Origin of the sequence: Limosilactobacillus caviae (genome assembly GCF_014635905.1) — a bacterium.
GTDB classification, from domain to species: Bacteria; Bacillota; Bacilli; order Lactobacillales; family Lactobacillaceae; genus Limosilactobacillus; species Limosilactobacillus caviae.
The window spans coordinates 150,056-175,890 of the sequence record NZ_BMDS01000004.1 but is presented as its reverse complement, the minus strand read 5'-3'; the positions used below and the strand labels follow the sequence as shown (position 1 = coordinate 175,890).

Here is a 25,835-nt window from a genome sequence, read left to right as displayed (position 1 = left end):
AATTATTAAAAGTCAATTATTATTTTGGTAATCAATTAACTCTTTAATATCATGACACTTTGCGAGGACCTCTTGATATTGTTCCTGAATATCAGGAGCTACCCGTTCACCTTCATCAGTATCAACCATATGAATCTCCTCAGTTCCCGCCTCAAGAGCAGTTTTAAAATACCACATCTTATAGTGAAGGAAGTCTAATTGTTCTTGCAACTCAGCAATTTGCTTCATTACTGTTGCCTCTTCTTTAGCTAACAAATCGTAACGTGCATCTAAAGTTACATCGCCTGCCATACATAAATCAATAAAATGGCGGATTTCGCTGATCGACATTCCACATTTCTTCATACATTCGATTACTTCTAAAAAATTCAGATCATTTTCTTTGAAACTTCGTCGTCCTGCTTCATCACGGTCAACAAATGGTAGCAGACCCTTTTTATCGTAAAAGCGAAGGGTTGAAGTCGGTAAATTTAATTTTTCAGCAACTTGGCCAATTGAGTAACGCATAAATTTTTCTCCTTTTCCTGTTGACTTAAACCATGGTTTAACTTGTATGATAGCACATGAAATTAAAAGAAATTACAAGGAGTGATATTCAAATGCCAAAAAGTGAATTACAAAAGTTAATTGATGGTGAATGGTACAAGGTCAACGATCCAGAAGTGGCTAGTCGAAAGATTAACTCAGCAGTCCTCTGTCAAGAATTTAATAATATTCCCGAAAATGAACCAGCAAAACAGGAAGCAAAAGCTCGTGAAATATTTGGCTCAGCAGGAAAGAACTTAGTCGTTCACAGCCGACTAAACGTTGATTATGGGACGAATATTCATGTTGGTGATAATTTCCTCGCTAATTACAACTTAACCGTTTTGGATATTGCTCCGGTTAAGATTGGTAATAACGTTTGGATTGGTCCAAACACTGACATTTATACCGTTAACCATCCGCTGACCGCTAAAGGACGACAAGAACGTCTCGGCATCGGTAAGCCAGTAACAATTGGAAATGATGTTTGGATTGGTGGTCATTCAACAATCTGTCCCGGAGTAACGATTGGGAATGGTGTCGTCGTGGCAGCAGGTTCTGTCGTTACAAAAGACGTTCCAGATAACGTTGTCGTTGGTGGCGTGCCCGCAAAAGTAATTAAGAAGATTGAACAAGAGGATTAGATTATTAGTGTAAGTATTTTTGTCCTGCTATAACTTATCAGCCCATCTCTGTTAGGCAATTGGCTATTTGTTTCATGCACTTTCTTCTCTTGCGTACTAGGTCTAAAAATAGCAATAAAAAGGGTAATAAGATGAGATTTAATAATTCCTATCTTATTATCCTTTTTAGATACTTATTAATGTAATTCACTAATCATGACAATAGAACCATCATTATAAGATAAACTACTATTTCCTAGAGAGTTTACTATCATACCAAGAAAGTAATCCAATAATAAAAACAACTACTAATAACGCCAAAAAATACTTCATGAACTTTCAATCCTCCTTGTGCTGAATAATTTTCCAAACAGCATCATCAAATCTTCTTTTTTTAAAGTAATAAGGTTTATCTACTTCAGTTATTTTCCGTAAAACATGACACGGATTTCCCACAGCGACCACGTTATCAGGAATATCTTTAGTGACAATACTTCCTGCCCCAATCACCGTATTATTGCCAATCGTAACTCCTGGACATACAGTAACATTCCCACCTATCCAGACATTGTTGCCAATAGTTATAGGAATTCCATATTCATATCCTGAATTACGGCTCACCGGATGGATAGGATGCCCTGCCGTAATAATACATACTCGAGGACCAAACATAACATGATCACCAATTACAACTTTCCCAACGTCAGATATGAGGCACCCTGTATTAGCATAAAAATAATCCCCAATTTCAATATGACTTCCATACTCACAATAAAATGGTGGCTCTAGGTATATTTCTGTTCCATGTTTTATCCCAGACTTAGCGATTAACTCTCGTCCTCTTTTTATGTCAAACGGCATTACACTGTTATACTCACGAAATATCTTCTTAACTTTTAGCTGCTCCTGCATAATCTCATTAGTCGAAATATACGCCATCTCATTGTCACGTCGATAAAAATTATCCATTTTGATAACTCCCCTACATCATTTAATAATGTAATTATATTTGCTAATAAAACTGAAAACTATTAAAATATCATCTAAAAATATAAGGAAATTGTTTATGGATTTAAAAGATTTAGAAAATGTCAATTATAGTTTCAGTGATTATCCTGTATTAATTGAATATGATAATCTATCATCTTACCCAGATTTTCGCGCAATCAACCATTGGCATGACGACTTCGAACTCACATATATTTTTGATGGCCAAATGGACTATAACATTAACGGAATAATTATTACTTTATCCAAAGGAAACGGAATTTTTGTTAATTCTAAACAAATGCATTTTGGTTTTAGCGCAAGACATCAAAATTGTTTATTCTTATGTATCGTTTTTAAGCCAACTTTATTATGTATCAATTCAATCATTGAAAAAGAGTATGTTAAGCCCATCATTAACAATGGACTACCATTTCTAAAATTAAATAATCAAGACCCACTACAAGGGGAAATTTTGTCACTTTTACTAAAGATAAAAAAATCTACACATTCCAAATTAGCAATTCAATCTATACTATTCGCCATTTGGAACAATTTATATCAAATTCTTCCTAAATCCCCCCAAAAACTTTCAGAACAAAATAATGATTTTTCACTATTAAAGTCAATTCTTACCTTTATTGAAAATAATTATCAAAATAGATTAACATTATCTGACCTAGTAAAAAAATTCGGCATAAGCAAAAGTAAAATCATTAAATTATTTAATCGATACCTTCAGCAAACACCAATAGAATACTTAAATAGTTTTAGGATCAAAAAGGCCTGCCAATTATTAACTTCAACTGATCTAACAATTACTGAAATTGGGTTCAGCGTTGGTTTTAATGATAGTAGTTATTTTGCGAAAACTTTCAAACAAAAAATGAGAAATACTGCACGTGAATATCGCAAAAAACACGAGGAAGATAATAACTTAAAGACTGGAAAACATACTTCATCTTAAGCTATACAACGCACATTCAAAGGTAACCACGGATGATTAGATTAACTTGACAATTTTAGGCGCATCCTTTACCCTAAAACTGAATTAAATACTCGGTATGTGCAGGCGTACCCGAAACAAAATTGTGCCGTTGAGAAAGGATTATCTATGCTCTCAATGGCCTTTTTATTGATCATGAGTTTGGTTGCTGGCGTATTAACAGGAATTATCGGTATGGCTTCGTTAACCTTATATCCAGTACTATTAACAATTGGTGTTCCGCCTATTTCGGCGAATGCAACAATTACAGTCACCACAGTTAGTGCTGGTGTTGGAACTGTAACCTCTTCACTAAAAGAACTCAAATATCATTGGAAAATTGCTGGACTAGTTGCCTTGTTACGCACCATCGGTAGTACGATTGGAGCATTAATCTTGATCCACAGTTCTAATGCTGGATTTAAGAGGATCGTACCTCTCTTTATTTTACTTGCTGGAATTTTGTTATTCTGGCCTAACCATGCAAAAACTAGTAGCAGACGCCAGCAAACTCATCTGGTAACTGTTATTAGTTGGACCAGCGTTATGTTCATTGGCCTTTATAATGGTTATTTTGGCGCTGCATCTGGTTTATTAATGATTGCAGTTTTATCCAGAGTAGTTGGTGGTAAGTATGTTACTTACAATGCCATCAGAAACTTTGCTTCATTCATAAATAATACTGTTTCTGCAATTATATTTATCTGCTTACTACCAATTTACTGGAGTGTAATTATTCCATTGATCATCGGCCTATTTATTGGTGGTTATGTTGGTCCTATTCTCGTTCGGTACATTCCTGAAATAATAATTAAAAAAGTCGTTGGTATATTTGCAATTGTTTTGGCAGTGGTTCTCGCTTGGCAGGCATGGTAAAACAAAAAAGCATCGGTTTTGCGAATTTTGCGAAACCGATGCTTTTTAAATGGATTTATTTTTATTGGAGTTTTTACGCCGAATTGCATCCCTAATCTTTGGATGACGAATTACAATGCAAGCGCCATATGTAAAACTAGTGGCAACGTTTAAGAGCCACACGAACCAGGTGCTATGCCCACTAAAAAGTGCAACTACTGACAAGTCCTTCAAGACCTCTTCAAACAGCTCTTGTGAAACTTCGCCAGCATTTAAATGAGCCCCGTAGAAAATCTCAACACTAATTCCAATGGCAAACGTAATCAACCAGCCAATTAAATAAGGCCAATTTCTTTTAATCTTGAGAATCGGTCGTTGGTGTGAATCAACTTTATTGGTGTCACTAATTTTCACTTTACTAGCTTGGAGAAACCCAATCGACACCCCAACTAATAATAGGATTATCGCAATACAGATTGCTGTCGTGGATTGGATATTCTTAAAACTTAGAAGCATCATCACTGCCGAGTAAGCAGGGATAATCACCAGGTCAAATCGCGTCACCTTTTCATATTCGAAAGTTCCTCTAACAAATTTATAAATTAATAGGATTACAAAAATAGTCATTAATAATACCTGTCTTTAATTTTAATATTACATTGATATTTTACTATAAATTCATGAGGAATCTTAATTCTTAGGGATACTATTAACAATTTTAGAAAATTCTTGGCTAAAAACTGACTTCTGTAATTTGGTAGTGATAAAGTAAACCGCTACTTGGTTATCAAAGACCGTAAAAGCAATCCTAATTGATCCAATTTTGCCAACGTTAAGCCGAAACTCATAAATTGGTTGTCCATTAATCCGTTCCTTGCAGGCTAATTTAACTTTGGTCATCCTCATATTATTTTCCTTAATAATTGCTGCCTTGATTTTCTCCTTAATTACTGCTTCCTGCCTAGCATACTTTTTAAAGAAGTCCTTACAGCCAGGTTTGTAAAATTCTATATTCATTTGATTATTCGACCTTTACTTACTATCTGTGACTAATATATAGTTGGTGGCTACGAGGAAATTCACGTTTAAAGGCCCTTGTAACCTCATGCTTGGCAGTGCTCTCGGTGAAGTAAGTATTAGTGTCGTTAACGTACCCTTGTTCTGTGACCGTTACCTCACTATTATTCACGATAATCGTTAATGATCGATCCTTCTTATTGGTCAGCAAACTAACTTTCTGTTGATTTTTTGCCTTTAAAAGCTGCTTCAAGATAGACTTAGCCTGATTAATCGGTATTTGCCGCATTACAATTACCTCCACTGTACCATTCTAAAAATATTATAGTACTGTCGTATGCAGACTAATGCTGGTCTTTTGAACGCTTCTTTATTCGGCTTAACTTTACGGCAGAAAATATACAAACAAAGCCGTTAGCAATCGTTAAGAATATTAAAATCCACTCCAACCAAGCATAGCGTTCTGGAATTTCTGTACAAAGAAGAATTAAGAATAATGCAGTAACACTCATTGTACTGCCAAGCATCTGCTCATACTGCTTTTCTTTATTTGATTTTAGTTGTTTCATCTCGGTTGGGTTATTGTAATCCCCACTTTCATATTTTTCCTTAATGGTATCGTGAAGTGTCTTTAGTTTCATTAATCGCTTCTCCTATATATTACGTTAAAGTCCTTCATAATTATTGCTCATCTATTTTAATAAACTTAACTACCTGATTCTTTAGCGAAATCTTTTCCACCTCGAAGCCATAATCTAACAGCTCTTTCTTATATCTTAAGAAAGAATGATCGAGCGGTACACCGGCAATTTCTCCAATTTGCTCAAATGTTAGCGCAAAATCCCCATTCTCATTATTAGCGATGTATCGCCATAATTGATCATATTTACTCATTATTAATTACTTCCCGTATTATTTTTAGAACGCTGAGCAATCAGTGATTGTACTTTTTCGATTGCTTTCCTAATTTTAGTTTACCAAACCGCTAAAGTCGCTTGTCAATAATTATTTGTAAAATAAAATAGTTACTAACCAATTTAAGCAATAAACACATATAGTTTTGCTACCACAGCTTAATAGTTCTTACCACTTTTCTCTTAAATAATACCCCTTACTCATCTTTTTCGACCGTTTAACCTTACCAAACCCTTATACTATTGTCTTTTTGCTAAAATAGAGACGTAATTAAGGGAGGTGTACGTGTTGAAAATTAACTGTCATGTCGACAATTCTGTTGATGAGGAACGTGCTGAAATTTGGGTTCGAAAAATGACTCCGAAACTCGCTGATCTTTTGGAATATCTAAACAATAATGAACAAGTATTGTGGTGTAATCATGATAAAGAATTGGTACCAGTCCACTACCGCGACATTTTCTCAATTCAGACAGCTAATCACGTTTTAGAGGTTACGACTGCTAATAATCATTATATCTATCGAAAGCCCATTTCAATATTAAAAGATCAACTAACTGATGACTTTATTGCCGCCTCAAGAAGCGCAATTTTCAATTTTAAGCATATCGACCATTTGGAATTAATGGATAATGGTGCAATTGATGTAATCTTAAAAAATCACTAGCGAATTCCAATTAGTCGGCGCAAAATGAAAAATTTGAAAGTGAGGTTAGGGCTATGAAAAAATATTTTTCTTATATTATTAGTGGAATAAGTCTTGGTGAATTCTACGGGTTAATTATTTCATTGCTTTTTAGCTATATTTATGATCTTAATAATTATGTACCCTCTGCTCCCACATTTACCAACCACTTTACACGACCATTGAATGCAGTATTAGTTTCTGTAATCCTCTGGGGCTTGATGGGGCTTGTATTTAGTCTTGGTGCGTTAGTTTTTAAAATAGAAAACTGGTCACTCCGGAAACGAACCATCATTAACTTTATCATCTATTATTGCGGATTTACTCCTCTAGCAATTCTAGCTGGATGGTTTCCATTAAACCTAATTAACTGGTTAGTCTTTACTGTCATTTTTGTAATGATTTACCTTATTATATGGTTTATTAATTTTTACTCAATAAAGCAAGACTTAAAAAAAATTAATCGAAAATTGAATGATAAGCTTTAAAACACCTTAATATACTTGACTATTCGTAGAAAATAAAAAGCTCGTGCCAGATGACATGAGCTTTTTATTTTAAATTTGACTTAGTGCTTCATCAATTGGAGTACTACCCTCACGCATTTTAATAATTTTACGTTTGGTATTTTGATATTTTAAAATTTCAGATAAGGTTTTGGCAACATCATCAACGGTAATCTTACCAGTACCAGACTTATCAGTCATAACCGTTGGCTGCAAAATTGTGTAGTCCAAAGCAGTATAAGTTAAGTAATTATCAGCGAAAAATTTAGCAATGTTATAATCTGTTAACCCATCAAGGCCTTTAACAGTCCGCCATTTGTTTGGTTCAAGTGAGAATAAGGCACTTAACATTATAAAACGCTTAATGCCATTTTGCGCAGCTGCCTGCATAAGTTTTACAGCTCCAAAAGCGTCCGTTTGCAGTAGATCCTTAGCACCAGATCCCAGTGACTCTCCGCTTCTTTCAGACCCATTAGTTGATCTACGGCTTGAATTTATCAGTGCAGGCATTACTGATCTTTATGACTATTGGATTGAATACTATCCACAAGTGCCTAGTGATGACTTGCTAATGGTACTTCAAAGAACACTGACCGATTTATAAACAATATTATTTTGAGTAGCTAAGTCGGAGTTGGCCTTTTAGTAACTACAATTTTCGGCCCTGTTTGTTTCTTAGAAAACGCCAATAAATCAATCCAGCAGCAATCCCCATGCCAAGCAATGTTCCGGTTAAACTTCGCCACATCATGCTTGACGAAGTGGAAACCGCCGCCCAGATACCAACGATATAAATCAGCAGATTATTAATAACGTGCGCGGTAAAACTGGCCCATAAGCTCTTCCCCGCCACAGCAATTAGGGTAAAGAACATCCCCATTGCGGTATAAGCAATTACGAGGAACACTGCATTATACCAGGCTGCTTTGCCAAGTGACGATAAGTGAATTAAACCGAAGATAAATGCTGTTAGCCAAATCGTTATGGAACGACTGAAAATGCTGTCCAGTGCACCAAATACATATCCACGAAAAATGTATTCTTCAACCAATGGCGCACTCACAACCGTCATAACGAATTGTAACCACCAATTATTCATCGTTGTTACTGATGAATGGAAGCCAGTCTGCGCAATCCAAGAAAATAGGTAAATTAAGCCATCCGCCAAGATTGCATATAAAATTGGCCACCATTGAAAACGCCATTTGGATACTAACGGCAGCGATTGATGAAACAAGAAATGATTTAGCAGCCATCCACCACCGATAACAATTATTGGATAAGTAACTGTCATTATGATAACTGCCGTGTTTTCTGAGAAATTCAAGTGGTCAGCTACCGCTAGTGGCGCAATCTGACCAACAACCATTAGCACTAGAATTAGGAGAATCATGATTAGCGCTTTAATATATTTACGCATGCGGTTTCGCCTCGATTGGATAGTTTCTAAGGTTATTTTACACCTTGGGCCTCATACTGCGACGCCTTTATTTAACTGAATTAAGTTTATATTGTTGATCATACTTCAGAAATTTCAATTTTTATTTTCCATAATCACTTTCTCGGCTACCCCAACGACAAAGATGATAATCTGGCGATTGAAGTAAAATAATCCTCTTTATCTAACATACTTTTGCGGTCAAATCACTATTCTCAAAAATTCTTTAGTAACTAAATTACTTTTGAAAATATTTCAATGCTTATAATCCGGTTTTAAGCTTAATGATGTCCGGATTTTTGAAGCATGAGGTTAATATTGTAATTGCATAAAAAGTAAAATTACCCTAATAGACGATTTTAACTTTTATTTATATCGTAACTTTGGGAACTGCTCACAACACAACCTGTTTTTTGTCAAAGATGCTTTTTGGCTGACTAAAAAATCGACTTACAACATCACCAAATATGGCGGATTGCGTTAACTAAAGTAACCACTTTGTTTATGTAAAAAAGAAGGAAGTAGAAATGAATGAAACCATTTTGCACAGAAAAGCCTTTATTTTGGTGCTATCAGCAGCCACACTTGTGATGGCTCTGAGTATGCTGGCTCTCTCTCCTGTTGCTTCCAGTTTAATGGTGGCTTGGAACGTATCTTTCGCCCAGATAGAATGGCTAACCACCGTTTTCCTTTTAGTGATGTGTCTAAGCATGCTCGTCAGTCCATGGTTGTTTAATCGAATTTGTTTTCACAAACTGATTCTGATGATCTTAGGCTGTTTTATGATTGGAACAATCCTACTATCTCTTGCTCCCTGGTATTTAATGGCGTTAGTCGGCCGAGTATTAGAGGCAACTGCTTTAGGAGCAATGTTCCCACCTTATCAGTCTGCATTATTAGTGATCACAACTGGTTCTAGGCAGATTATGGTCATGGGAATTGCCGGCGCGGTCATGAGTTTTGCCATTGTTGGTGGACCAGCCGTGATTGAATTAGCACTGGTTTATATTAATTGGCGCGTTTTTTATGGTCTCTTAGCGCTACTGACAATACTTGTCGGCATAGGTAGCTTCACTTGGATAACAAATATCGTCCCAGTACATGTGTATAGATTCGACTGATACTCACTGCTTTATTCTTTAGGGATATTCGGTCTCTTGTACCTTCTCAATGTATCTTGGACGAGTCGGGAAATTCCATTGCTAACAGTTTTAGTAATCAGCTTATTTTTTTGCATCATGTTTATTAATCGTCAATTGTATTACGAGCATCCTTTATTGCAAATTCAAGCTTTACGTTACTGGCGATTTGATCTTTGCCTATTATTATCAGGTATGGCTTATGCATCATTAATTGATTTAACTACCCTACTTCCCTTGTTTTATCAAGAAATCTTAGGCCAGAGGGGCTTCGAAGTTAGTTTGAATTTATTAATTCCTGCCTTAACGCTTGTAGTTATAAATCTTATCATTAGTCCCCTCACCAGTTGGTTGAACGCAAATTTAGTAATGGTAACCGGTATGACTCTTCTAGACGCAAGTTTTCTACTATTTGTGATTGATAGCGATCATTTGACAACTTTCAAATTATTATTATTTTCTTGTCTAACGGCGATCGGTAGCGGATTAGTATTAATGCCTGCTACTACTCAAGGCAGCAACTTTTTACCAACTAAGCTTGTCGCACATGGAATTACGATTATTACCGTAACGCGACAATTATTTGGCAGCCTAAGTACGGCACTGATAACATTCCTGTTGACGATAAGTACAGGAAAAAGAGGCTTCACCCACAGTTTTACTTTTTTAGCGTTCATAAACTTAATTGTACTGGTATTATTAATATTCACTGCACTAGGAGGAAGTAGAAATGAAAATAACTAAAATTGATTTACTATACAGTGCTCCGGTTGAAGACGGCTGGCGCCCATCATTCTGTCGCATTTATACTGACAATGGCCTTTATGGGGACGGTGAAGTAGCACTTTCCTATGGTGCTGTTCGTCACGCGGCTTTCGCAGAAATGCGCGATCTAGCTCCCATGTTAATTGGAATGAATCCGTTGGAACATGAAGTAATCTGGGAAAAGCTATACCGACAGAGTTTCTTTGGTTTAAACGCTGGTCCAGTAATTTTTGGTGCCATTTCAGCTTTTGACATGGCTTTGTGGGACATTAAGGGTAAATATTATAATGCCCCGTTGCATGAATTGTTAGGTGGCAAACAGCGTCGGCAGGTTCGAGCCTATGCTAGTCAATTGCAGATGGGTTGGGGAGTTGGTCGTCATCATGCTGGTAACCCTGAAGACTATGCAGCTAATACCCAGATTGCCATGAATAAGGGATTTGATGCGGTTAAAATCAACTTTCTGACTTTCGATGAACAAGGCCAGCCAATTAAGCATAACAATCAAGAAAATCTCTTAACCACCGCTTACCTTGACCTGGCAGAAAGACGTTTACAAGCCGTCCGTCACGTTCTCGGTTCCAAAGCTGATTTGATCTTAGAAAATCATGCACTAACTGGAAAAATGGCAGCGATTCGTTTTGGTCAGCTAGCTAAGCAATATGCTCCTCTATATTACGAAGAGCCTGTTAAACCAGATCCCAGCCTATTGGCAACCGTTCATCATGAGACCGGTTTGCCAATTGCTTCTGGAGAACGTTTATATTCTCGTTGGGACTTTAAACGTACCTTTGACCAAGGAGCAATCCAAGTAGCCCAGCCGGATATTGGAACAGCAGGCGGCGTGACCGAAGTTAAGAAAATCTGTGACATGGCCGCTACTAGTGATATTGGCGTCCAAATACATATCACTGGCAGCAATTTGATGACTGCCGTTTCCTTAAATTTAGAATCCACCTTGCCCAATTTTGTCATCCACGAATACAACATTAATACGGCAATGCCAAAGATGCTGGCTCTAACTAAATATGATTATGAACCAATCAATGGCGAGTTAACGGTCCCAGATCGGCCTGGCATTGGTAACGAACTATCAACAGTTGCCTTTAGAAATAGTCAGATTGTGACTGTTAAATAAGATAGAGCATTATTGCACAAACAGATTTACATGATACTGATCAACAGTTGATACGCTAATTAATCAAAAAATCAGACTCTACAATTAAGTGCTGATAAAACTTAACATCAGTGCTTATTTTAGTTTAAAAAACGAAAGATGGCTGCACTCCCTTCTTCGTTTAAGAAAGGACCATCTTTAATGGATAATTCCATCAAAATTATGTTAGGAACCCCCAAAAATTTACTGAACCAGTTAAGGGAACCAATAATAAAATCAAAGTAATCAAACGAACTACTTACGGTTTTCGTAATTTTTTAACTCTCGTGTCCGAATTCTTCTCTCATTACCAAAGTTCAGGCACAAGCTGCTTAGCAAATTTATTCTATTTTTTATCAGCACTTCTTGACGAAAAGCCATAATTAAGACAAAAAATATTCTAATTTCCATCATTAAAAATGAAATTAGTATACTTCTAATCTATTAAGAACTCTGTTATACCAGTGCTCGTTGCCTATTTTATCTGTAAGTTAAAGAGCCGCCACGAATTTAACATATGTTATTAAATATAATCTTACACTTTTATTTTCTTTGTATACTTTGAATAAATTCAAATAGTTTAATCCGATCCAGTTCCGTTAGTTTACCAATTGGCCTTCTACTAAAAATGAATTTTTCGGGTAAACTATACGTTCGATGAATATCTACATAGGACTTTTTCTTTAACCCTGCCTGTTTCCATTCACAAATTGGGTAATACAATTGTCTGATTTTAGCTGATTTTTTCTGATATTGACTAGTTACCTTAAAAACATTGACCCAACCATTTTGAACACGAAGAACTAAGGCTGGACGAACCTTACTACCATTTTCTTCATCAAATGGAACATCAGCAATATAAATATCCATTGGTTGCATTAGCCATTAACCATCCAATCGTGAAAATTAGGTGATTCTTTAGGATCATAATGACCATTCTTATCAATTTTAACTTTTTCCTCTGGCAGTTGCTCAACCAGATTTGACCAGTCTAATGCTGTCGGTACTTTTTTGATCCTGATTTCATTACCTTTTACTTCAAACGAAACCTCAGAGCCTTTTTCTATTCCTAAAGCTTTTCGAATAGATACTGGAATAACCAGTTGTCCCTTTTGAGAAACTTTACCTGTTAATGCATTATCCATCTTCTCGCCTCCTTATTCGTAAGCCGTCTTACTTCTTACAATATAATTATACTAAGTTTTAATTTACTCAACGAGAATTACTCGCACGATAACAGTTAAACGTCACAGGAAATTGTAGTTCAACTAATTAAAAAGTACTCTTTGTCTAAAAATACATTAAGACTTAGAGTACTTTTCTATATTACGCACTATTAAGCAACGTAACGCCATTACTGGCAGAATCTTTTATTATATATTAATTTTACCATTTTTCTATTAAGAATTAATCAGAATATTCCACTCATATTGGCGCCAAAACCCAACAGAACGTAAATGTCTTTGCTTTAATTGAACTGCTAAGGTCTTAAAAAGATTGCTACTCATCATTACCCCCGTATCAACCCTCTATTACTTTCCCAACACCGTTACCACCTCAGCGGTTCGCTACTCTCCAATCACTCGTCGCTCTACTCCTCATTCTTGGGTGGCTATCACATGAGTCATTCGTAAGTAATCGAACTTTGCTATGCTCGTTCCAACACCGTCACACTCTCAACATGTGTCGTCTGTGGAAACTGGTCCACTGGCTGAATCGGCTTCGTTACGTGGTATCCCTGTTCAGCAAAACGTTGGATATCACGAACTAAGGTAGCGGGATTACAACTAACATAAATAACCTTCTCTGGCCCCATCTTACCAGTCGCTTCAATCAACGATTCCGCTAATCCTTTCCGTGGCGGATCAACGATTACGACATCTGGCTTTAGGCCATCTTCTTGCCACTTCGCAAATTGCTCTTCTGCCTTGCCAACAACGAATTTAGCATTCTTAATTCCGTTTCGTTTGGCATTGTGCTTGGCATCATCAATTGCTGCGGGAACAATTTCAACCCCGTAAACCTGTTTAGCATGCTTAGCGGCGGCTAATGAGATGGTCCCAATTCCACAGTAAGCGTCAATGACCGTTTGGCTACCATCTAAACCCGCATTATCAATGGCTGTTTGGTAAAGGCGTTCAGTTTGTTGCGGATTAACTTGGTAGAACGATAATGGGGAAATAGCAAAATCAATGCCAAGTAATTGATCATGAATTTCATCGGCACCCCACAGTGTTTTATTCTTGTCACCAAGCAAGCGATTAGTCTTCTTATCATTAATATTCTGAACGATGCTCTTTACTTCTGGGACCTCAGCAACAATTCCGTCAACAATTTGCTTTTCCATCGGTAAGCGTTTGGTGTTGGTAACCAAAACAACCATTACCTCATGACTGTAATATCCCCGACGCACCATCACTGTCCGGATCACACCTTTACCAGTTCGTTCATCATATGGTTGAATATGGTACTTCCGTAATAAATCACGGACAACTACAATGGCCTTATCAATAGCCGGATCTTGGATATAGAAATCCTCAATCGGTACTAAGTTATGACTGCCGCGCTTGTAGAAACCAGTTTCCAATTGACCACGAACTGTCTTCACTGGAACTTGGGCCTTATTCCGATAATGGTACGGCTTGTCCATCCCCATCGTTGGCAATACTTCAATCTCATCTAAATGTGCCTTTGCCAGCAACTCAGCGATTTGGTGCTGTTTAAATTTCAATTGGGCTTCATATTTCAAATGACCCAGCGGCGCAATCCCTGTCTGGATATACTTCTTATCCTTAACATCAACCCGGTCAGGACTCTTCTTTTGCCATGCCATCACCCGGCCCCAGGCAAAGTGGCTGGCAACTTTAGTGATCCTTACTGTGATCTCTTCCCCTGGCAAAGCATTGGGAACGAAGATGGGAAAATCATCAATCTTCACAACCCCGTTACCCTCATAAGTTAGGTCAACTACTTTCGCAGGGTACTCTTCATTTTTATGTACTGGAATGTTTAGTTTCAAAGTTATTCCTCCAATAATTTCAACGTTACAAACTTTTACTATTATAGCAAAATAAACGGCCAACTTCCTCTTCCAGAAGCTGACCGTTTTATTTACTTATTTTCTTGATCTTTAATATCGTCAATGCCATCCATAAAGTCTTTTTCGACCCGCTTAAAATCAGCAGAAGTCGTAATTGCGTCTTCAGGAATTTCATCCAAATTAGCAATAACTTCTAAGTGCTGCTTTAAGTTATGGAAGTGCATCGGCGCGTCACCACCATATTCGCCATCAAGGTTAACCATTAAGCGGTCTTCCTTATTTAATGGAATGACTTCAATATCAGTTGCCTTAGCATAAATAATTCGTGGATCATCAAGGTGCTTACCTTGAAGCGCCTTTGCCATTAAACTTAGCATATCAATGACGTTACTCTTCTTAATGATAATCATTGTAAACTTACCATCATCAAGAGAAGCGTCAGGAACAATCTGCTCGAAACCACCTACTGAGTTAGTAAGGGCAATCATAAACATTGTTGCATTACCACGATATTCTTGCCCATCATACTTAATCAGCATTTCAATCGGTTTAATTCGTGGGATTAATTCTGCACCCTTGGCAAAATAAGCAGCATAGCCAAATAATGATTTCATTTGGGATGGGACTTCGTAGGTTACCTCTGTCATTGTCCCACCAGCGGCAATGTTCATGAAGTAATTATCACCCGCACGACCAATATCAATCTTAAATTTCTTATTCTTTTTCAAGATTAACTTGGCCGCCGCAATCGGATCATCTCGTGGAATTCGTAATGCCCGCGCATAATCATTCGTTGTTCCGGCAGGGATAATGGCTAATGTCGGTCGGTGTTCTAAGCCCGCAATTCCATTAACCACTTCATTAAGTGTCCCATCACCACCAGCTGCGACAATTAAATCAAAACCATCCTTAGCAGCACGAGTAGCTTCATTTTTGGCTGAGTTAGGAGCAGGAGTAGTCGCAAAAGCACTGGTCTCATAACCTGCTTTTTCATAAATCGATAGGATATCTACGAGGTCGCTACGAAAAGTCTCACGCCCCGAAGTAGGATTATAAATTATCCGAGCACGTTTTCGCACGGTCATCCCTCCTAACTATTTAGCCTTCAAAGACTTCATCAATAATTGAGTAACAACTTGTGGGTTTGCTTTACCACGAGTTTGTTTCATAATTTGGCCCATTAGGTAACCAACAGCCCGATCTTTACCATTCTTGAAGTCTTCAATTGACTGTTCGTTATTGGCAAGTACTTCATCAACGATTGGCTGAAGCTGAGCAGGATCAGACAATTGAACAAGGCCATGTTCCTTAGCGTACGCATTTGGCTCCTCACCATCTAAGATACCCTTGAAGACTTTCTTAGCCATCTTAGAAGAAATGGTACCATCTTCAATTAACTTCACCATTCCAGCAAGGTTAGCAGGGGTTAACTTGGTATCCTGTAAATCAACTTGCTTATCGTTCAAGTATGAATTTACATCATTCATTAAGTAGTTAGCTACCCGCTTTGGTTCCCCGCCGTCTTTAACAGCTTCTTCAAAGAAGTCAGACATTTCCTTTGTTTGTGTAAGAACCATTGCATCATAATCACTTAGTCCAAGATCCTTAACATAGTGTTCACGACGCTCACCAGGCATTTCTGGCATTTCACTTTCAATTTCGCTAATCCATTCATCACTAACATTTACTGGTGGTAAATCTGGTTCTGGGAAGTAACGATAATCATCGGAACCTTCCTTTGTCCGCATTGAAATTGTCGTTCCCGTTGGTTCATCATAACGACGAGTTTCCTGAGCAATTGTTCCGCCTGACATCAAAACATTTTGGTGACGTTTTTCTTCAAATGCTAGTGCCTTACGAACATAGTTAAAGGAGTTGATGTTCTTCATTTCGGTCTTAGTTCCAAACTCATCAGAACCAATTGGACGAATTGAAATGTTGGTATCAACCCGCATGGACCCTTCTTCCATCTTCACGTCAGAGATTCCCGTAAACTGAATTCGTTGGCGCAATGCTTCCAAGTAGGCAACCGCTTCTTCTGGTGAAGCAATGTCCGGTTTAGAAACAATTTCGATTAATGGGGTTCCTTGCCGGTTCAAGTCAACATATGAATACTTGCTAGTGTGCGTGTTCTTACCAGCATCTTCTTCAATATGCATTTCTTTAATCCCGATCTTTTTCTTCTTACCATTTACTTCAATCTCAATCCAACCATCATGAGCGATTGGCGTATCCGACTGCGTAATCTGGTAGGCTTTTGGATTATCAGGATAGAAATAGTTCTTTCGATCAAAATGCATATGGTGGGCAATTTGCGCATGGAGAGCAAGGCCGGCCATGATTCCGTCATGAACTACACCTTTGTTTAAGCTTGGCAATACACCAGGATATCCCCAGTCAATAACGTTGGTGTTAGCGTTAGGCTGGTCACCATATTCAACGGGGGATGGACTATAAATCTTTGAATTAGTCTTCAATTCAACGTGGACTTCTAGACCGATTGTTGTTTGAAAGTTCATCTTAGTTTTGACCTCCTAACTTTGGTGTCTTCTTGTGGAAATCAGTTGTCTGTTCAAAAACATAACCTGTATTGTAAATGGTTTGTTCATCAAAGGCCTTACCAATGATTTGCAGACCAACCGGCATTCCGTTTTTAGCCGAGAATCCAGCAGGAATAGACATTGCTGGAAGGCCGGCCATGTTAATAGGAACAGTAAGGACATCATTCATATACATAGTTTGTGGGTCATCAATTTCTGCACCAATCTTAAATGCAGTTGAAGCACCAGTAGCACCAATAATTACATCATGATCCTTGAATACTTCTTCAAAATCTTGAGCAATTAAGCGCCGAACTTTCGCAGCCTTGTTAAAGTAAGCATCATAAAAACCAGCAGAAAGAGAGAAGGTCCCCAACATAATCCGCCGTTTAACTTCTTCACCAAAACCTTCTGAACGAGAACGAACATAAACATCCTCTAAGTTTTTAACATCGTCAGCCCGGAAGCCATAGCGAATTCCATCATACCGTTGAAGGTTAGAAGATGCTTCAGATGAGGCTAAAATGTAGTAAGCTGGAACCCCGTACTTAGTATGTGGCAAGCTTACTTCATCAATAACTGCACCAAGGGATTCTAAGTGATCTAAAGCAGCCTTGATTACTTCTTGAACATCTTCGTCTAAACCATCAAAGTATTCTTTTGGTACCGCAATTCGTAAGCCCTTAACATTTGTATTTTCATTTAACTGCGCTGCCCAATCTGGAACTTCTTTAAGCGAAGATGTCATATCCCGTTCATCGTTTCCGCTGATCAAGGCAGTTAACAAGGCATTATCCTTAACGTTTTGGGTTAACCAACCAACTTGATCAAAACTTGAACCAAAGGCAATGATTCCCCAACGTGATACACGGCCATAAGTAGGCTTCATCCCAACAACACCGTTAAATGAAGCTGGCATCCGGATAGAACCACCAGTATCAGTACCAAGCGCACCTAAAACATCCCCAGCAGCAACCGCAGCCGCAGAACCGCCTGAAGAACCACCAGGAACCCGCGTAAGATCCCATGGGTTATGAGTTGTAAAGAATGCTGAGTTTTCAGTTGATGAACCCATCGCAAATTCATCAAGGTTAGTCTTACCAACGTTAATATAGCCAGCATTATTTAACTTTTCAACAACAGTAGCATCATAAACAGGGTTAAAGTTTTCAAGCATCTTTGAAGCAGCCGTTGTGGTTAAGCCCTTTGTTAAGATGTTATCCTTAACAGCAAGCGGAACACCAGCAGTTAATTGGTCAGTGCTAATACCCTTAGCATCAATTTCTGCAGCTCGTTTCATTGCTTGATCTTCATTTAAGCTAATAAAAGCCTTAACTTGGTCCTCGTTACCTTTGATGTGGTCAAAAGTTTCCTTAGTTAATTCAGTTGCACTGATTTTCTTATTTACCAAATCATCATGCAATTGACTCAAGCTTGTTTGGTAAAAGTCCATTATTCGCCATCCTCACTTTCGTCAAGAATTGCCGGAACCTTGATGTAGCCACCATCAGTTTCGGGCGCATTGTTAAGTAAGGCTTCTTGTTCTTCTTTTGAACTCTTAACTGCCTTATCTTCACGCATTACATTTACCCGATCGGTTGCTGATGTCATTGGTTCGACGCCATCAGTATCAACCGCTTCGAGGTCCTCAAACATATCGATAATGTTTCCTAATTGAGTGGTAAACTTACCAAGTTCATCCTTAGGGAATTCAAGCTTAGCAAGTTCAGCAACGTGTTCTACCTGTTGCTCAGTGATTTTACTGGCCATTCTCTTTACCTCTTTTCCAGTAATTTAAATCTACATATACAGTTAACAATTTTAGCACAGAATAGGTTCTTATTTCATCCATGAACAAATAAAAAGGAGTTACCACTTCGCTTTTTTACAACGAATTGATATTCTCCTTTTTACTCTTAATAAGAATCAAAAATATGAGACTGGAAATTATCTGAACCAGCATTCCGATAAACAACTGCTTGGATTTCAGAATCAGATTGAATCTTAATGTCAATTGGGATTCCATTAGGTAAGTATTTCTTAGCCGCCCGTGTAATGTACTGAGTAAAACTCGTAATTTCAGTTTGACTATAGAATTGTGTAGTAACAGTAATGTGCATTCCAGACAAAGTTCCATTTTCATATTGGGCTTGGGCTGTAACCCCGCTTAGATTAGGGAAGAAGCTCTGAATCTGACTCTTAAAGTTTGAGAAACTGTCATCATCCGTTTGATCCGAGCTGTTGGTTGTGGCCGCACTTGCCTTCGGGAGGACTACATTCTTGTAATCTAACTTCCGCCAGTTGCTAATTGTATCACCGTTGTTCTTACTATAAGCAAAGAAAGTTCCACCAACTAAACTATCATCTGGTGCTTGTTTGTATAATGCGATAACAATCGGAACATTGCCGACTCCAGACTTTTTCCGAACTCGTTGAAGAACCTTTTCCGCGGCAGCTTCACCTTGGCGACGAAGCTCACTATCACTAATCTTCTTAGTTAGTGTCGGTCCGCCTGTTTTAGTTTGATAATTATATTCTGAATTTAACCCAATACCGATTGTAATTCCGCGAAGCTTCATGGAATTACCACTCTCTTGCATATAATCCTGTTCTTCAATCTGCTGAACATAGATTGGGTTAGGATTACTCTTCTTTCCTTGCGCTGGATTTAACCCTTCTGGATTACTCTTCGTTTTCCGTCCAAGCCAGTTCTCAATAGTACCGCTACTAAGATATTGACCTTCTTGGAAAATATAGCTCTTTGTTGAAAAGACCCGTTTTGAAATCTGAGTTAATCCTGATTCAAAACTCTTAAGGTTATATTGATTATCATTTTGTGAGACATTTACCCCACGAGCCTTACTTGTTCGGTAACGCCCATTCTTAATCACACCTTGATAAGTACCATTACCTGAACCGGTTGTTGAATAGTTTTTGGACGATGACTTTCCGCCAAAACCACATGATGCAAGCAAGACGGTACACATCAAAACCGCAGCACTAACGGCTATTTTTTTTACCTTTCGCTTCACGATTTACTGTTCCTCCTTCATCGCTTGGCTAAATTGCTGTTCATTCCACACATCAATCCCCAAATCTTGGGCCTTTGTGAGTTTACTACCAGCATCAGCACCAGCAATGACAATATCTGTTTTCTTTGAGACGCTTCCGGTTACCTTGGCACCATGGTCTTCAAGCCAAGATTTTGCTTCACCACGGGTCATTTCTGTTAATTTACCAGTCAATACTACCCGGCGATCGTTCCATTCACTATCAGGATTAGTATTTGACCGTGAGCCAAGATAAGCAAAGTTTACCCCAACTTCTCGCAATTCGTCAATCAATTTAACAACTTGTTGATTAGCAAAATAAGTTACAATACTTTCCCCAATTGTTGGGCCAATTCCATTAATTGCGGAAACTTCATCCGCACTAGCTTTCATTAAGGCATCAAGATTACCAAAATGTTCCATAATAATCCGCGCCGCCTTTGCACCAACATGACGGATACCAAGACCAAATAATAAGCGCTCGACAGAATTATTACGACTATTATCAATCGATGTCAATAGGTTGGTCGTTGATTTCTCACCAAATTTATCTAAAGTTAATAATTGGTCATGATTAAGGCGGTACAGACCAGCAACATCATGAACTAACTCTTTATCCCATAATTGTTCGATAATTTTAGGCCCTAACCCGTCGATGTTCATTGCATTTCGTGAAGCAAAATGTGCTAGTCCTTCCTTAATTTGTGCTGGACACATCGGATTGATGCAGCGCAATGCAACTTCCTCATCAAGATGGACTAACTCTGAACCACAAACGGGACATTTCGTTGGAATTTCGTACTCAACAGAATCGGCTGACCGTTTAGCTAAGTCGACCTTTGATATTTCGGGGATAATATCACCAGCCTTATGCAAATAAACTGTATCACCAATCCGAATATCTTTTTCACGAAGATAATCCGGATTATGCAAGGAAGCGCGGCTAACCGTGGTTCCTGCTAATTGAACCGGATCCATTACTGCTGTTGGCGTTACATTACCTGTTCGTCCAACTGTCCAGACAATATCACGAACAATCGTTGCTTGCTCTTCTGGCGGAAATTTATAAGCAATTTCCCACCGTGGCACCTTAACGGTATTACCAAGTGCCACTTCAGTATCAAGATCATTAACCTTTTCAACAATACCGTCAATTCCGTAAGTAAGCTTATCCCGTTGTGCGGTATATTCTTCAATATATTTTTCTATTTCTTCTCGATTATGGACGACCCGATTATTAGGATTGACATTGAATCCTAACTTTCTCATTCGTTCAAGCGCTTCTGCTTGCGTCTTAACGCCAAGTTTTTGATATTCAGGAACATAGTACATGAACGTATCTAATTCCCGACGCGCTGTTACTTGCGGATCGAGCTGTCTTAAGCTTCCTGCTGCAGCATTTCGGGGATTAGCAAAAACAGGCAATCCCTCTGCTTCACGTTTTGCGTTTAACTTTGCAAAAGCTTCTTTAGGCATATAGCATTCCCCGCGAAATTCAATTGATAGCGGTTCTGGCAATTTTTTTGGAACTGATTTAATGGTTCGCACATTAGCAGTAACATCCTCACCAATCGTTCCGTTCCCCCGTGTAGAACCTTGAACTAATTTTCCATTCTCATAAACAAGGGAAAGTGAGAGGCCATCAATCTTCAATTCAAGATTATATTCCGGTTTAACCTTAACATCACTATTTTCTTGTTGCCGTTGGTTAAAATCCATCAATTCTTCAATTGAAAAGACATCCCCCATCGATAGCATCGGAATCTCATGACGAACCTTTGTTAGTTGACTTTCTGCTGCTCCACCTACACGCTGGGTTGGCGAATCAGCTGACTTTAGCTGTGGAAACTGCTCTTCAAGCTCAACTAATCGCTGGTAGGCCCGATCATAAACATAATCTTCAACACTTGGGTTATCTTGTTCATAATACTCTTTGCCCCATTTGGTTAACTTGTCCCGTAATGGTTTAACCTCTTTTTGGGCTTGTTCAAGGCTCATTTCATTTACTGGCGTCTGTTTTTCACTCATCTCATCCGCCTCATTTCATTATTTTTGTACTTTAGTTATTGGGGCAAAACTTGCTAGCAGTCGTTTTACTCCCTGGCTTGGGAATGCAATGTCCAATTCCATATCATTGCCGCTCCCACTAACTTTCACTACCGTTCCTTGACCCCACTTCTTATGCTCAACCTTATCACCAGTCTTCCAGCCAACTTTATCAGCACCGGTTCCATTATTAGTGATTGGTTTTACCCGCTTACCTGCACTTCGATAAGTTCGCTTTGGTTGATCATGATATGTAGTAGCTGTTGCAGCAGCACGACCAAATGGGATTTTACTATCACTAATACTGTTACCAGATGGATTATTTTCAAACTGCAATAAATCAGAATCGATTTCTTCTACAAAACGAGATGGCTGGTTACGCTGAACGCGACCATAAAGTAACCGTGAAAAGGCATTGGTAAGGTATAGCTTTTTCTTCGCCCGGGTTATTCCAACATAAGCCAAGCGCCGTTCTTCTTCTAATTCATCATCTTCCATTAAAGCACGGGATAATGGGAAAATGCCTTCTTCCATTCCTACAAGGAAGACATCCGGAAATTCAAGCCCTTTAGCTGCATGTAACGTCATCAAAGTTACTGCCGGTGCCTGCTCATCAACATCGTCCTGATCTGAAACAAGAGCTAAATCAGCTAAAAAGTTAATGATCTTTTGGATATTTGAATCATCGTCATCTTTATGTTGTTCATCATATTCCTGTGTAACAGATTTAAATTCATCAAGGTTTTCACGACGAGCTTGTGCTTCAAGGCTGCGATCATCGTTAAGCATCTTATTATAGCCGCTTAATTCTAAAATTTGCTCAGTTAAATCCGTCAGCGTAAGGTATTCTGCTTGTTTAGTCAAATTAGCCATCAATTGCCCAAATTCATCAATCTTATTCCGGGTTCGCGCAGTGATCTCATTAGCAGTATCAACATTTTGAGCAGCTTTTAACAATGTCCATCCATTCTCATTAGCAAAATTACGAAGGTGTTCAACACTTGTTAATCCAATTCCTCGTTTGGGAGTATTAACAACTCGTTCAAAGCTCATCGAATCGGCAGGATTAACAATTAACGTTAGATATGCTAAGATATCGCGAATTTCACGCCGATCATAAAATTTGTGCCCGCCAACCATTGTATATGGAATACTACTCTTTAAGAAAGTTTCTTCGATCATCCGTGATTGAGCATTTGTACGATAAAGAACGGCAAAGTCATTAAAGTGATAACCATTTTTTTCTTGTTCTTCTTTAATCTTAGAAACAATAAATTGCGCCTCATCATGCTCATTTTGGGCACGGTAATATGAAATCTTATCTCCTTGCCCATTTTCTGTCCAAAGATTTTTCTTTTTACGATAGAGGTTATTAGCAATAACTTCATTTGCTGCATTTAAGATTGTCTGCGTCGAACGATAATTTTGCTCCAACATTACCGTCTTCGCCTGGGGATAGTCATGCTCAAAATTTAAAATATTATTCATATTAGCACCACGCCAACCATAAATACTCTGATCAGCATCCCCCACTACACATAAGTTTTGATACTTTTGTGCTAGTAAATTAACTAACCGATATTGGGCATCATTGGTATCCTGGTACTCATCCACATGGATATAATGAAACTTATCTTGATAAAATTCGAGTGTTTCCTGGTCACTTTCTAGCAACTCAATTGTTTTCATAATCAAATCATCAAAATCCAATGCTTGATTGGCTTCTAATTCTTGTTGATAAAGCTTGTAAGCACGGGCAACCATGTTTTCAAACATACTATTAGCTTCTTTGCTATAGTCATCAGGTGTCATTAACGCATTCTTAGCATTAGAAATAGCGCTAAGAATACTTCGTGGATCAAACTTCTTAGTGTCGATATTTAACTCTCCACAAATCCGCTTCATTAATGTCCGTTGCTCACTCGTATCAGCAATCGTAAAAGCACGATTATAGCCGATCTTTTCAATATCACGACGGAGGATTCGAACACACAATGCGTGAAAAGTTGAGACCCAGATCTCATTAGCACTCTCACCAAGCAATTTACCCACTCGTTCTTTCATTTCGCGAGCAGCCTTATTGGTAAACGTAATTGCTAGAATATTCCATGGCAATACACCATTTTCTTCAATCAAATAGGCTACCCGATGTGTCAATACCCGCGTTTTTCCTGAACCAGCTCCTGCCATTACTAACAGTGGTCCTTCTGTAGTTAACACTGCTTCGGATTGCTTATCGTTCATTCCTTCTAATAATGCTTGACCGTTATTCACGCTGTTCCATCCTCTCTAAAATTTCATCGGCTAATATTATACCAAATTAAGATCTTGTTTGGCGATTAAAATCGAACATATGTTAGGAAAAATAAAGAGACTGTGAAATATACCCAGTCCCTCATTATTTAGCGCTCCTTATTTCAAGTTAGGCTTGATCTTTCCAAACCTCAGTATCATCAACCTGATTCTTTAACGCAGCAAGGTTATCACTACCGGTAACCCACACAAATCCTAGTATTGCCTGATCACTGTCGCCAACATCATTGAAAAATCTAAACTTCCAATTATTCTTAAGAAGCCACTGACGTTGAATAGCACGTGACTGATAATTACGGATTACCATTAACAAACCAGTTTGAAGCGGAGTAATAATATGTAATGGCATTCCAACTGCACATCTTAGTTGTTCCTCATACTGGTCGACATTAGCTGTTGCATCATATACGTTAGCAATGGAAGTCAATCCTGGCTCAATGTTCTTCACATATAATGTCCCCGTTGATGTGACATAGAAATTAACTGAGAAAACACCGTGATATTCAAGTGAAGCTGCCACACTTTTTACAATTCGTTGCATTTCTTTTAGCATATCTTCATGAACACTTGCTGGTGTAGCCACAGAGATTAATTGACGCTCTTTATTATACTGCAGCTGTGCTAATGGGAAGATTTCTGTATCTTTTCCATCTGTTGCCGCTGTCATCGTATACTCGTTTGTATGTTCAATCCATGATTCCAATAAATATGTACCAGTATCAATGAAATCTGCTGCTCGAGTAATATCCGATTGCCGCTCAATCAGCATCGAGTTTTCACCGATTCCACGTTGAATGGGTTTTAATAATGCAGGATAACCAATAGAATCAATCGATTGGTAAACATCATCTAAACTAACCACAGTAACATAAGGAGCAATATTAATATTTACTTGATCCAAGAATGCTCTTTCCATTAACCGATCTTGAACAATCTCTAAGGCATTAATCCCCTGTGGAACTACTGCATATTGACTCAAATAGTGCAATACGCGTGAATCAACATTTGGTGTCTGATAGATAATTGCGTCACATGCTTCACCAAATTGTGTTAATTTCACACGATCGTTCAATGCACCGACGATTGTAAAGTCTGCCATCTTAGTTACTGATGGCTGCGAACGATCAATATAAACACCAACGTTAAAGCCTGCTTTTTTGGCTGTTGCAATTAATGCCGCACCATTTCGATTAATTCCGATAATTCCTAAAGTACTGCCTGGGTAAATAGCATTTCTGCCCATTTTCTCAC

General features: G+C 38.2%; 27 protein-coding genes and 2 pseudogenes. 9 read left to right on the top strand and 20 right to left on the bottom strand.

Annotated elements, in window-relative coordinates:
- Window positions 1-12: 12 nt before the first annotated feature.
- On the bottom strand, window positions 13-507 hold the full coding sequence (locus IEU90_RS06995; protein WP_188357915.1) for a MerR family transcriptional regulator: 495 nt from the start codon (window positions 505-507) through the stop codon (window positions 13-15).
- A gap of 92 nt (window positions 508-599) precedes the next feature.
- On the opposite strand from IEU90_RS06995, the gene IEU90_RS06990 reads away from it, so the two are divergent.
- Entirely contained in the window at window positions 600-1,169 is a 570-nt protein-coding gene (locus tag IEU90_RS06990) for a sugar O-acetyltransferase (protein ID WP_153709970.1), read from the top strand.
- 318 nt (window positions 1,170-1,487) lie between these two features.
- Here IEU90_RS06990 and IEU90_RS06985 read toward each other — a convergent pair whose 3' ends face one another.
- A complete protein-coding gene (locus tag IEU90_RS06985; protein ID WP_188357914.1) occupies window positions 1,488-2,117 on the bottom strand; it encodes a sugar O-acetyltransferase in 630 nt (209 codons plus the stop codon).
- Between the two features lie 97 nt (window positions 2,118-2,214).
- Between IEU90_RS06985 and IEU90_RS06980 the strand changes: the two genes are divergently transcribed.
- Window positions 2,215-3,102, top strand: a complete 888-nt coding sequence (locus IEU90_RS06980) for an AraC family transcriptional regulator (protein ID WP_153709968.1) — start codon at window positions 2,215-2,217, stop codon at window positions 3,100-3,102.
- 147 nt (window positions 3,103-3,249) lie between these two features.
- Complete coding sequence (locus IEU90_RS06975) at window positions 3,250-3,996, top strand: sulfite exporter TauE/SafE family protein (RefSeq protein WP_188357913.1); 747 nt, start codon at window positions 3,250-3,252, stop codon at window positions 3,994-3,996.
- A 45-nt stretch (window positions 3,997-4,041) separates the two neighbouring features.
- Here IEU90_RS06975 and IEU90_RS06970 read toward each other — a convergent pair whose 3' ends face one another.
- From IEU90_RS06970 to IEU90_RS06950, 5 genes are all read right to left on the bottom strand, one after another.
- Window positions 4,042-4,602, bottom strand: coding sequence for a hydrophobic protein (locus IEU90_RS06970; protein WP_153709966.1), 561 nt, complete (start codon window positions 4,600-4,602; stop codon window positions 4,042-4,044).
- A gap of 63 nt (window positions 4,603-4,665) precedes the next feature.
- Window positions 4,666-4,992 carry a hypothetical protein gene (locus IEU90_RS06965; RefSeq protein ID WP_188357912.1) on the bottom strand — a complete coding sequence of 109 codons (327 nt, stop codon included), beginning with the start codon at window positions 4,990-4,992 and terminating at the stop codon, window positions 4,666-4,668.
- Between the two features lie 22 nt (window positions 4,993-5,014).
- Complete coding sequence (locus IEU90_RS06960; RefSeq protein WP_153709964.1) at window positions 5,015-5,281, bottom strand: hypothetical protein; 267 nt, start codon at window positions 5,279-5,281, stop codon at window positions 5,015-5,017.
- A 55-nt stretch (window positions 5,282-5,336) separates the two neighbouring features.
- Entirely contained in the window at window positions 5,337-5,633 is a 297-nt protein-coding gene (locus IEU90_RS06955; protein ID WP_153709963.1) for a hypothetical protein, read from the bottom strand.
- A gap of 40 nt (window positions 5,634-5,673) precedes the next feature.
- Window positions 5,674-5,886, bottom strand: coding sequence for a hypothetical protein (locus IEU90_RS06950; RefSeq protein WP_153709962.1), 213 nt, complete (start codon window positions 5,884-5,886; stop codon window positions 5,674-5,676).
- 306 nt (window positions 5,887-6,192) lie between these two features.
- Here IEU90_RS06950 and IEU90_RS06945 point away from each other — a divergent pair, with 306 nt between their 5' ends.
- Both IEU90_RS06945 and IEU90_RS06940 read left to right on the top strand, forming a co-directional pair.
- Window positions 6,193-6,573: a LytTR family DNA-binding domain-containing protein gene (locus tag IEU90_RS06945; RefSeq protein WP_229723620.1), complete on the top strand. Its 381-nt coding sequence runs from the start codon at window positions 6,193-6,195 to the stop codon at window positions 6,571-6,573.
- A gap of 53 nt (window positions 6,574-6,626) precedes the next feature.
- Window positions 6,627-7,079 carry a DUF3021 domain-containing protein gene (locus IEU90_RS06940; RefSeq protein ID WP_188357910.1) on the top strand — a complete coding sequence of 151 codons (453 nt, stop codon included), beginning with the start codon at window positions 6,627-6,629 and terminating at the stop codon, window positions 7,077-7,079.
- 69 nt (window positions 7,080-7,148) lie between these two features.
- On the opposite strand, the pseudogene IEU90_RS06935 reads toward IEU90_RS06940, so the two are convergent.
- Window positions 7,149-7,541, bottom strand: a pseudogene (locus tag IEU90_RS06935) (NAD(P)H-binding protein); the annotation flags it as partial.
- A 205-nt stretch (window positions 7,542-7,746) separates the two neighbouring features.
- Window positions 7,747-8,517 (bottom strand): CPBP family intramembrane glutamic endopeptidase, encoded by a 771-nt coding sequence (locus IEU90_RS06930; protein WP_153709959.1) that lies wholly within the window; start codon window positions 8,515-8,517, stop codon window positions 7,747-7,749.
- Between the two features lie 545 nt (window positions 8,518-9,062).
- On the opposite strand from IEU90_RS06930, the gene IEU90_RS11310 reads away from it, so the two are divergent.
- From IEU90_RS11310 to IEU90_RS06915, 4 genes and pseudogenes are all read left to right on the top strand, one after another.
- Window positions 9,063-9,656 (top strand): MFS transporter, encoded by a 594-nt coding sequence (locus tag IEU90_RS11310; RefSeq protein WP_229723618.1) that lies wholly within the window; start codon window positions 9,063-9,065, stop codon window positions 9,654-9,656.
- A gap of 78 nt (window positions 9,657-9,734) precedes the next feature.
- Window positions 9,735-10,418, top strand: a complete 684-nt coding sequence (locus tag IEU90_RS11305) for an MFS transporter (RefSeq protein ID WP_229723616.1) — start codon at window positions 9,735-9,737, stop codon at window positions 10,416-10,418.
- Window positions 10,405-11,577, top strand: coding sequence for a mandelate racemase/muconate lactonizing enzyme family protein (locus tag IEU90_RS06920; protein ID WP_153709957.1), 1,173 nt, complete (start codon window positions 10,405-10,407; stop codon window positions 11,575-11,577). Before IEU90_RS11305 ends, IEU90_RS06920 begins: the two co-directional genes overlap by 14 nt.
- Before the next feature lie 230 nt (window positions 11,578-11,807).
- Window positions 11,808-11,965 (top strand): annotated as a pseudogene (locus IEU90_RS06915) (transposase); the annotation flags it as partial.
- A 173-nt stretch (window positions 11,966-12,138) separates the two neighbouring features.
- Here the strand turns inward: IEU90_RS06915 and IEU90_RS06910 are convergent.
- The 11 genes from IEU90_RS06910 to IEU90_RS06860 form a co-directional block, all read right to left on the bottom strand.
- Complete coding sequence (locus tag IEU90_RS06910) at window positions 12,139-12,474, bottom strand: type II toxin-antitoxin system PemK/MazF family toxin (protein WP_188357909.1); 336 nt, start codon at window positions 12,472-12,474, stop codon at window positions 12,139-12,141.
- Complete coding sequence (locus IEU90_RS06905) at window positions 12,474-12,740, bottom strand: AbrB/MazE/SpoVT family DNA-binding domain-containing protein (RefSeq protein WP_153709955.1); 267 nt, start codon at window positions 12,738-12,740, stop codon at window positions 12,474-12,476. Before IEU90_RS06905 ends, IEU90_RS06910 begins: the two co-directional genes overlap by 1 nt.
- 503 nt (window positions 12,741-13,243) lie before the next feature.
- The gene (gene rlmD / locus IEU90_RS06900) at window positions 13,244-14,614 is read right to left on the bottom strand and encodes a 23S rRNA (uracil(1939)-C(5))-methyltransferase RlmD (protein ID WP_188357908.1); all 1,371 of its coding nucleotides are present in this window, start codon (window positions 14,612-14,614) and stop codon (window positions 13,244-13,246) included.
- Between the two features lie 92 nt (window positions 14,615-14,706).
- Window positions 14,707-15,720, bottom strand: coding sequence for a diacylglycerol kinase (locus IEU90_RS06895; protein ID WP_153709948.1), 1,014 nt, complete (start codon window positions 15,718-15,720; stop codon window positions 14,707-14,709).
- A 9-nt stretch (window positions 15,721-15,729) separates the two neighbouring features.
- Window positions 15,730-17,154 carry an Asp-tRNA(Asn)/Glu-tRNA(Gln) amidotransferase subunit GatB gene (gene gatB, locus IEU90_RS06890; protein WP_153709947.1) on the bottom strand — a complete coding sequence of 475 codons (1,425 nt, stop codon included), beginning with the start codon at window positions 17,152-17,154 and terminating at the stop codon, window positions 15,730-15,732.
- 1 nt (window position 17,155) lies between these two features.
- Window positions 17,156-18,628 (bottom strand): Asp-tRNA(Asn)/Glu-tRNA(Gln) amidotransferase subunit GatA, encoded by a 1,473-nt coding sequence (gene gatA, locus IEU90_RS06885; RefSeq protein ID WP_153709946.1) that lies wholly within the window; start codon window positions 18,626-18,628, stop codon window positions 17,156-17,158.
- Window positions 18,628-18,945 (bottom strand): Asp-tRNA(Asn)/Glu-tRNA(Gln) amidotransferase subunit GatC, encoded by a 318-nt coding sequence (gatC, locus tag IEU90_RS06880; protein WP_153709945.1) that lies wholly within the window; start codon window positions 18,943-18,945, stop codon window positions 18,628-18,630. Before gatC ends, gatA begins: the two co-directional genes overlap by 1 nt.
- A 146-nt stretch (window positions 18,946-19,091) precedes the next feature.
- Window positions 19,092-20,207, bottom strand: coding sequence for a CamS family sex pheromone protein (locus IEU90_RS06875; protein WP_188357907.1), 1,116 nt, complete (start codon window positions 20,205-20,207; stop codon window positions 19,092-19,094).
- A gap of 3 nt (window positions 20,208-20,210) precedes the next feature.
- Window positions 20,211-22,253 carry an NAD-dependent DNA ligase LigA gene (ligA, locus tag IEU90_RS06870; protein ID WP_153709944.1) on the bottom strand — a complete coding sequence of 681 codons (2,043 nt, stop codon included), beginning with the start codon at window positions 22,251-22,253 and terminating at the stop codon, window positions 20,211-20,213.
- Window positions 22,254-22,271: 18 nt separating this feature from the next.
- Window positions 22,272-24,545 carry a DNA helicase PcrA gene (gene pcrA / locus IEU90_RS06865; protein WP_188357906.1) on the bottom strand — a complete coding sequence of 758 codons (2,274 nt, stop codon included), beginning with the start codon at window positions 24,543-24,545 and terminating at the stop codon, window positions 22,272-22,274.
- Between the two features lie 148 nt (window positions 24,546-24,693).
- A complete protein-coding gene (locus IEU90_RS06860; RefSeq protein ID WP_153709943.1) occupies window positions 24,694-25,827 on the bottom strand; it encodes an ATP-grasp domain-containing protein in 1,134 nt (377 codons plus the stop codon).
- Window positions 25,828-25,835 lie beyond the last annotated feature (8 nt).

Coding starts and splice junctions, on each gene's coding strand:
- IEU90_RS06995 (WP_188357915.1), bottom strand. CDS start 507: ATGCGTTACTCAATTGGCCAAGTTGCTGAAAAATTAAATTTACCGACT.
- IEU90_RS06990 (WP_153709970.1), top strand. CDS start 600: ATGCCAAAAAGTGAATTACAAAAGTTAATTGATGGTGAATGGTACAAG.
- IEU90_RS06985 (WP_188357914.1), bottom strand. CDS start 2,117: ATGGATAATTTTTATCGACGTGACAATGAGATGGCGTATATTTCGACT.
- IEU90_RS06980 (WP_153709968.1), top strand. CDS start 2,215: ATGGATTTAAAAGATTTAGAAAATGTCAATTATAGTTTCAGTGATTAT.
- IEU90_RS06975 (WP_188357913.1), top strand. CDS start 3,250: ATGCTCTCAATGGCCTTTTTATTGATCATGAGTTTGGTTGCTGGCGTA.
- IEU90_RS06970 (WP_153709966.1), bottom strand. CDS start 4,602: ATGACTATTTTTGTAATCCTATTAATTTATAAATTTGTTAGAGGAACT.
- IEU90_RS06965 (WP_188357912.1), bottom strand. CDS start 4,992: ATGAATATAGAATTTTACAAACCTGGCTGTAAGGACTTCTTTAAAAAG.
- IEU90_RS06960 (WP_153709964.1), bottom strand. CDS start 5,281: ATGCGGCAAATACCGATTAATCAGGCTAAGTCTATCTTGAAGCAGCTT.
- IEU90_RS06955 (WP_153709963.1), bottom strand. CDS start 5,633: ATGAAACTAAAGACACTTCACGATACCATTAAGGAAAAATATGAAAGT.
- IEU90_RS06950 (WP_153709962.1), bottom strand. CDS start 5,886: ATGAGTAAATATGATCAATTATGGCGATACATCGCTAATAATGAGAAT.
- IEU90_RS06940 (WP_188357910.1), top strand. CDS start 6,627: ATGAAAAAATATTTTTCTTATATTATTAGTGGAATAAGTCTTGGTGAA.
- IEU90_RS06930 (WP_153709959.1), bottom strand. CDS start 8,517: ATGCGTAAATATATTAAAGCGCTAATCATGATTCTCCTAATTCTAGTG.
- IEU90_RS11310 (WP_229723618.1), top strand. CDS start 9,063: ATGAATGAAACCATTTTGCACAGAAAAGCCTTTATTTTGGTGCTATCA.
- IEU90_RS06920 (WP_153709957.1), top strand. CDS start 10,405: ATGAAAATAACTAAAATTGATTTACTATACAGTGCTCCGGTTGAAGAC.
- IEU90_RS06910 (WP_188357909.1), bottom strand. CDS start 12,474: ATGCAACCAATGGATATTTATATTGCTGATGTTCCATTTGATGAAGAA.
- IEU90_RS06905 (WP_153709955.1), bottom strand. CDS start 12,740: ATGGATAATGCATTAACAGGTAAAGTTTCTCAAAAGGGACAACTGGTT.
- IEU90_RS06895 (WP_153709948.1), bottom strand. CDS start 15,720: ATGACCGTGCGAAAACGTGCTCGGATAATTTATAATCCTACTTCGGGG.
- gatB (WP_153709947.1), bottom strand. CDS start 17,154: ATGAACTTTCAAACAACAATCGGTCTAGAAGTCCACGTTGAATTGAAG.
- gatA (WP_153709946.1), bottom strand. CDS start 18,628: ATGGACTTTTACCAAACAAGCTTGAGTCAATTGCATGATGATTTGGTA.
- gatC (WP_153709945.1), bottom strand. CDS start 18,945: ATGGCCAGTAAAATCACTGAGCAACAGGTAGAACACGTTGCTGAACTT.
- ligA (WP_153709944.1), bottom strand. CDS start 22,253: ATGAGTGAAAAACAGACGCCAGTAAATGAAATGAGCCTTGAACAAGCC.
- IEU90_RS06860 (WP_153709943.1), bottom strand. CDS start 25,827: ATGGGCAGAAATGCTATTTACCCAGGCAGTACTTTAGGAATTATCGGA.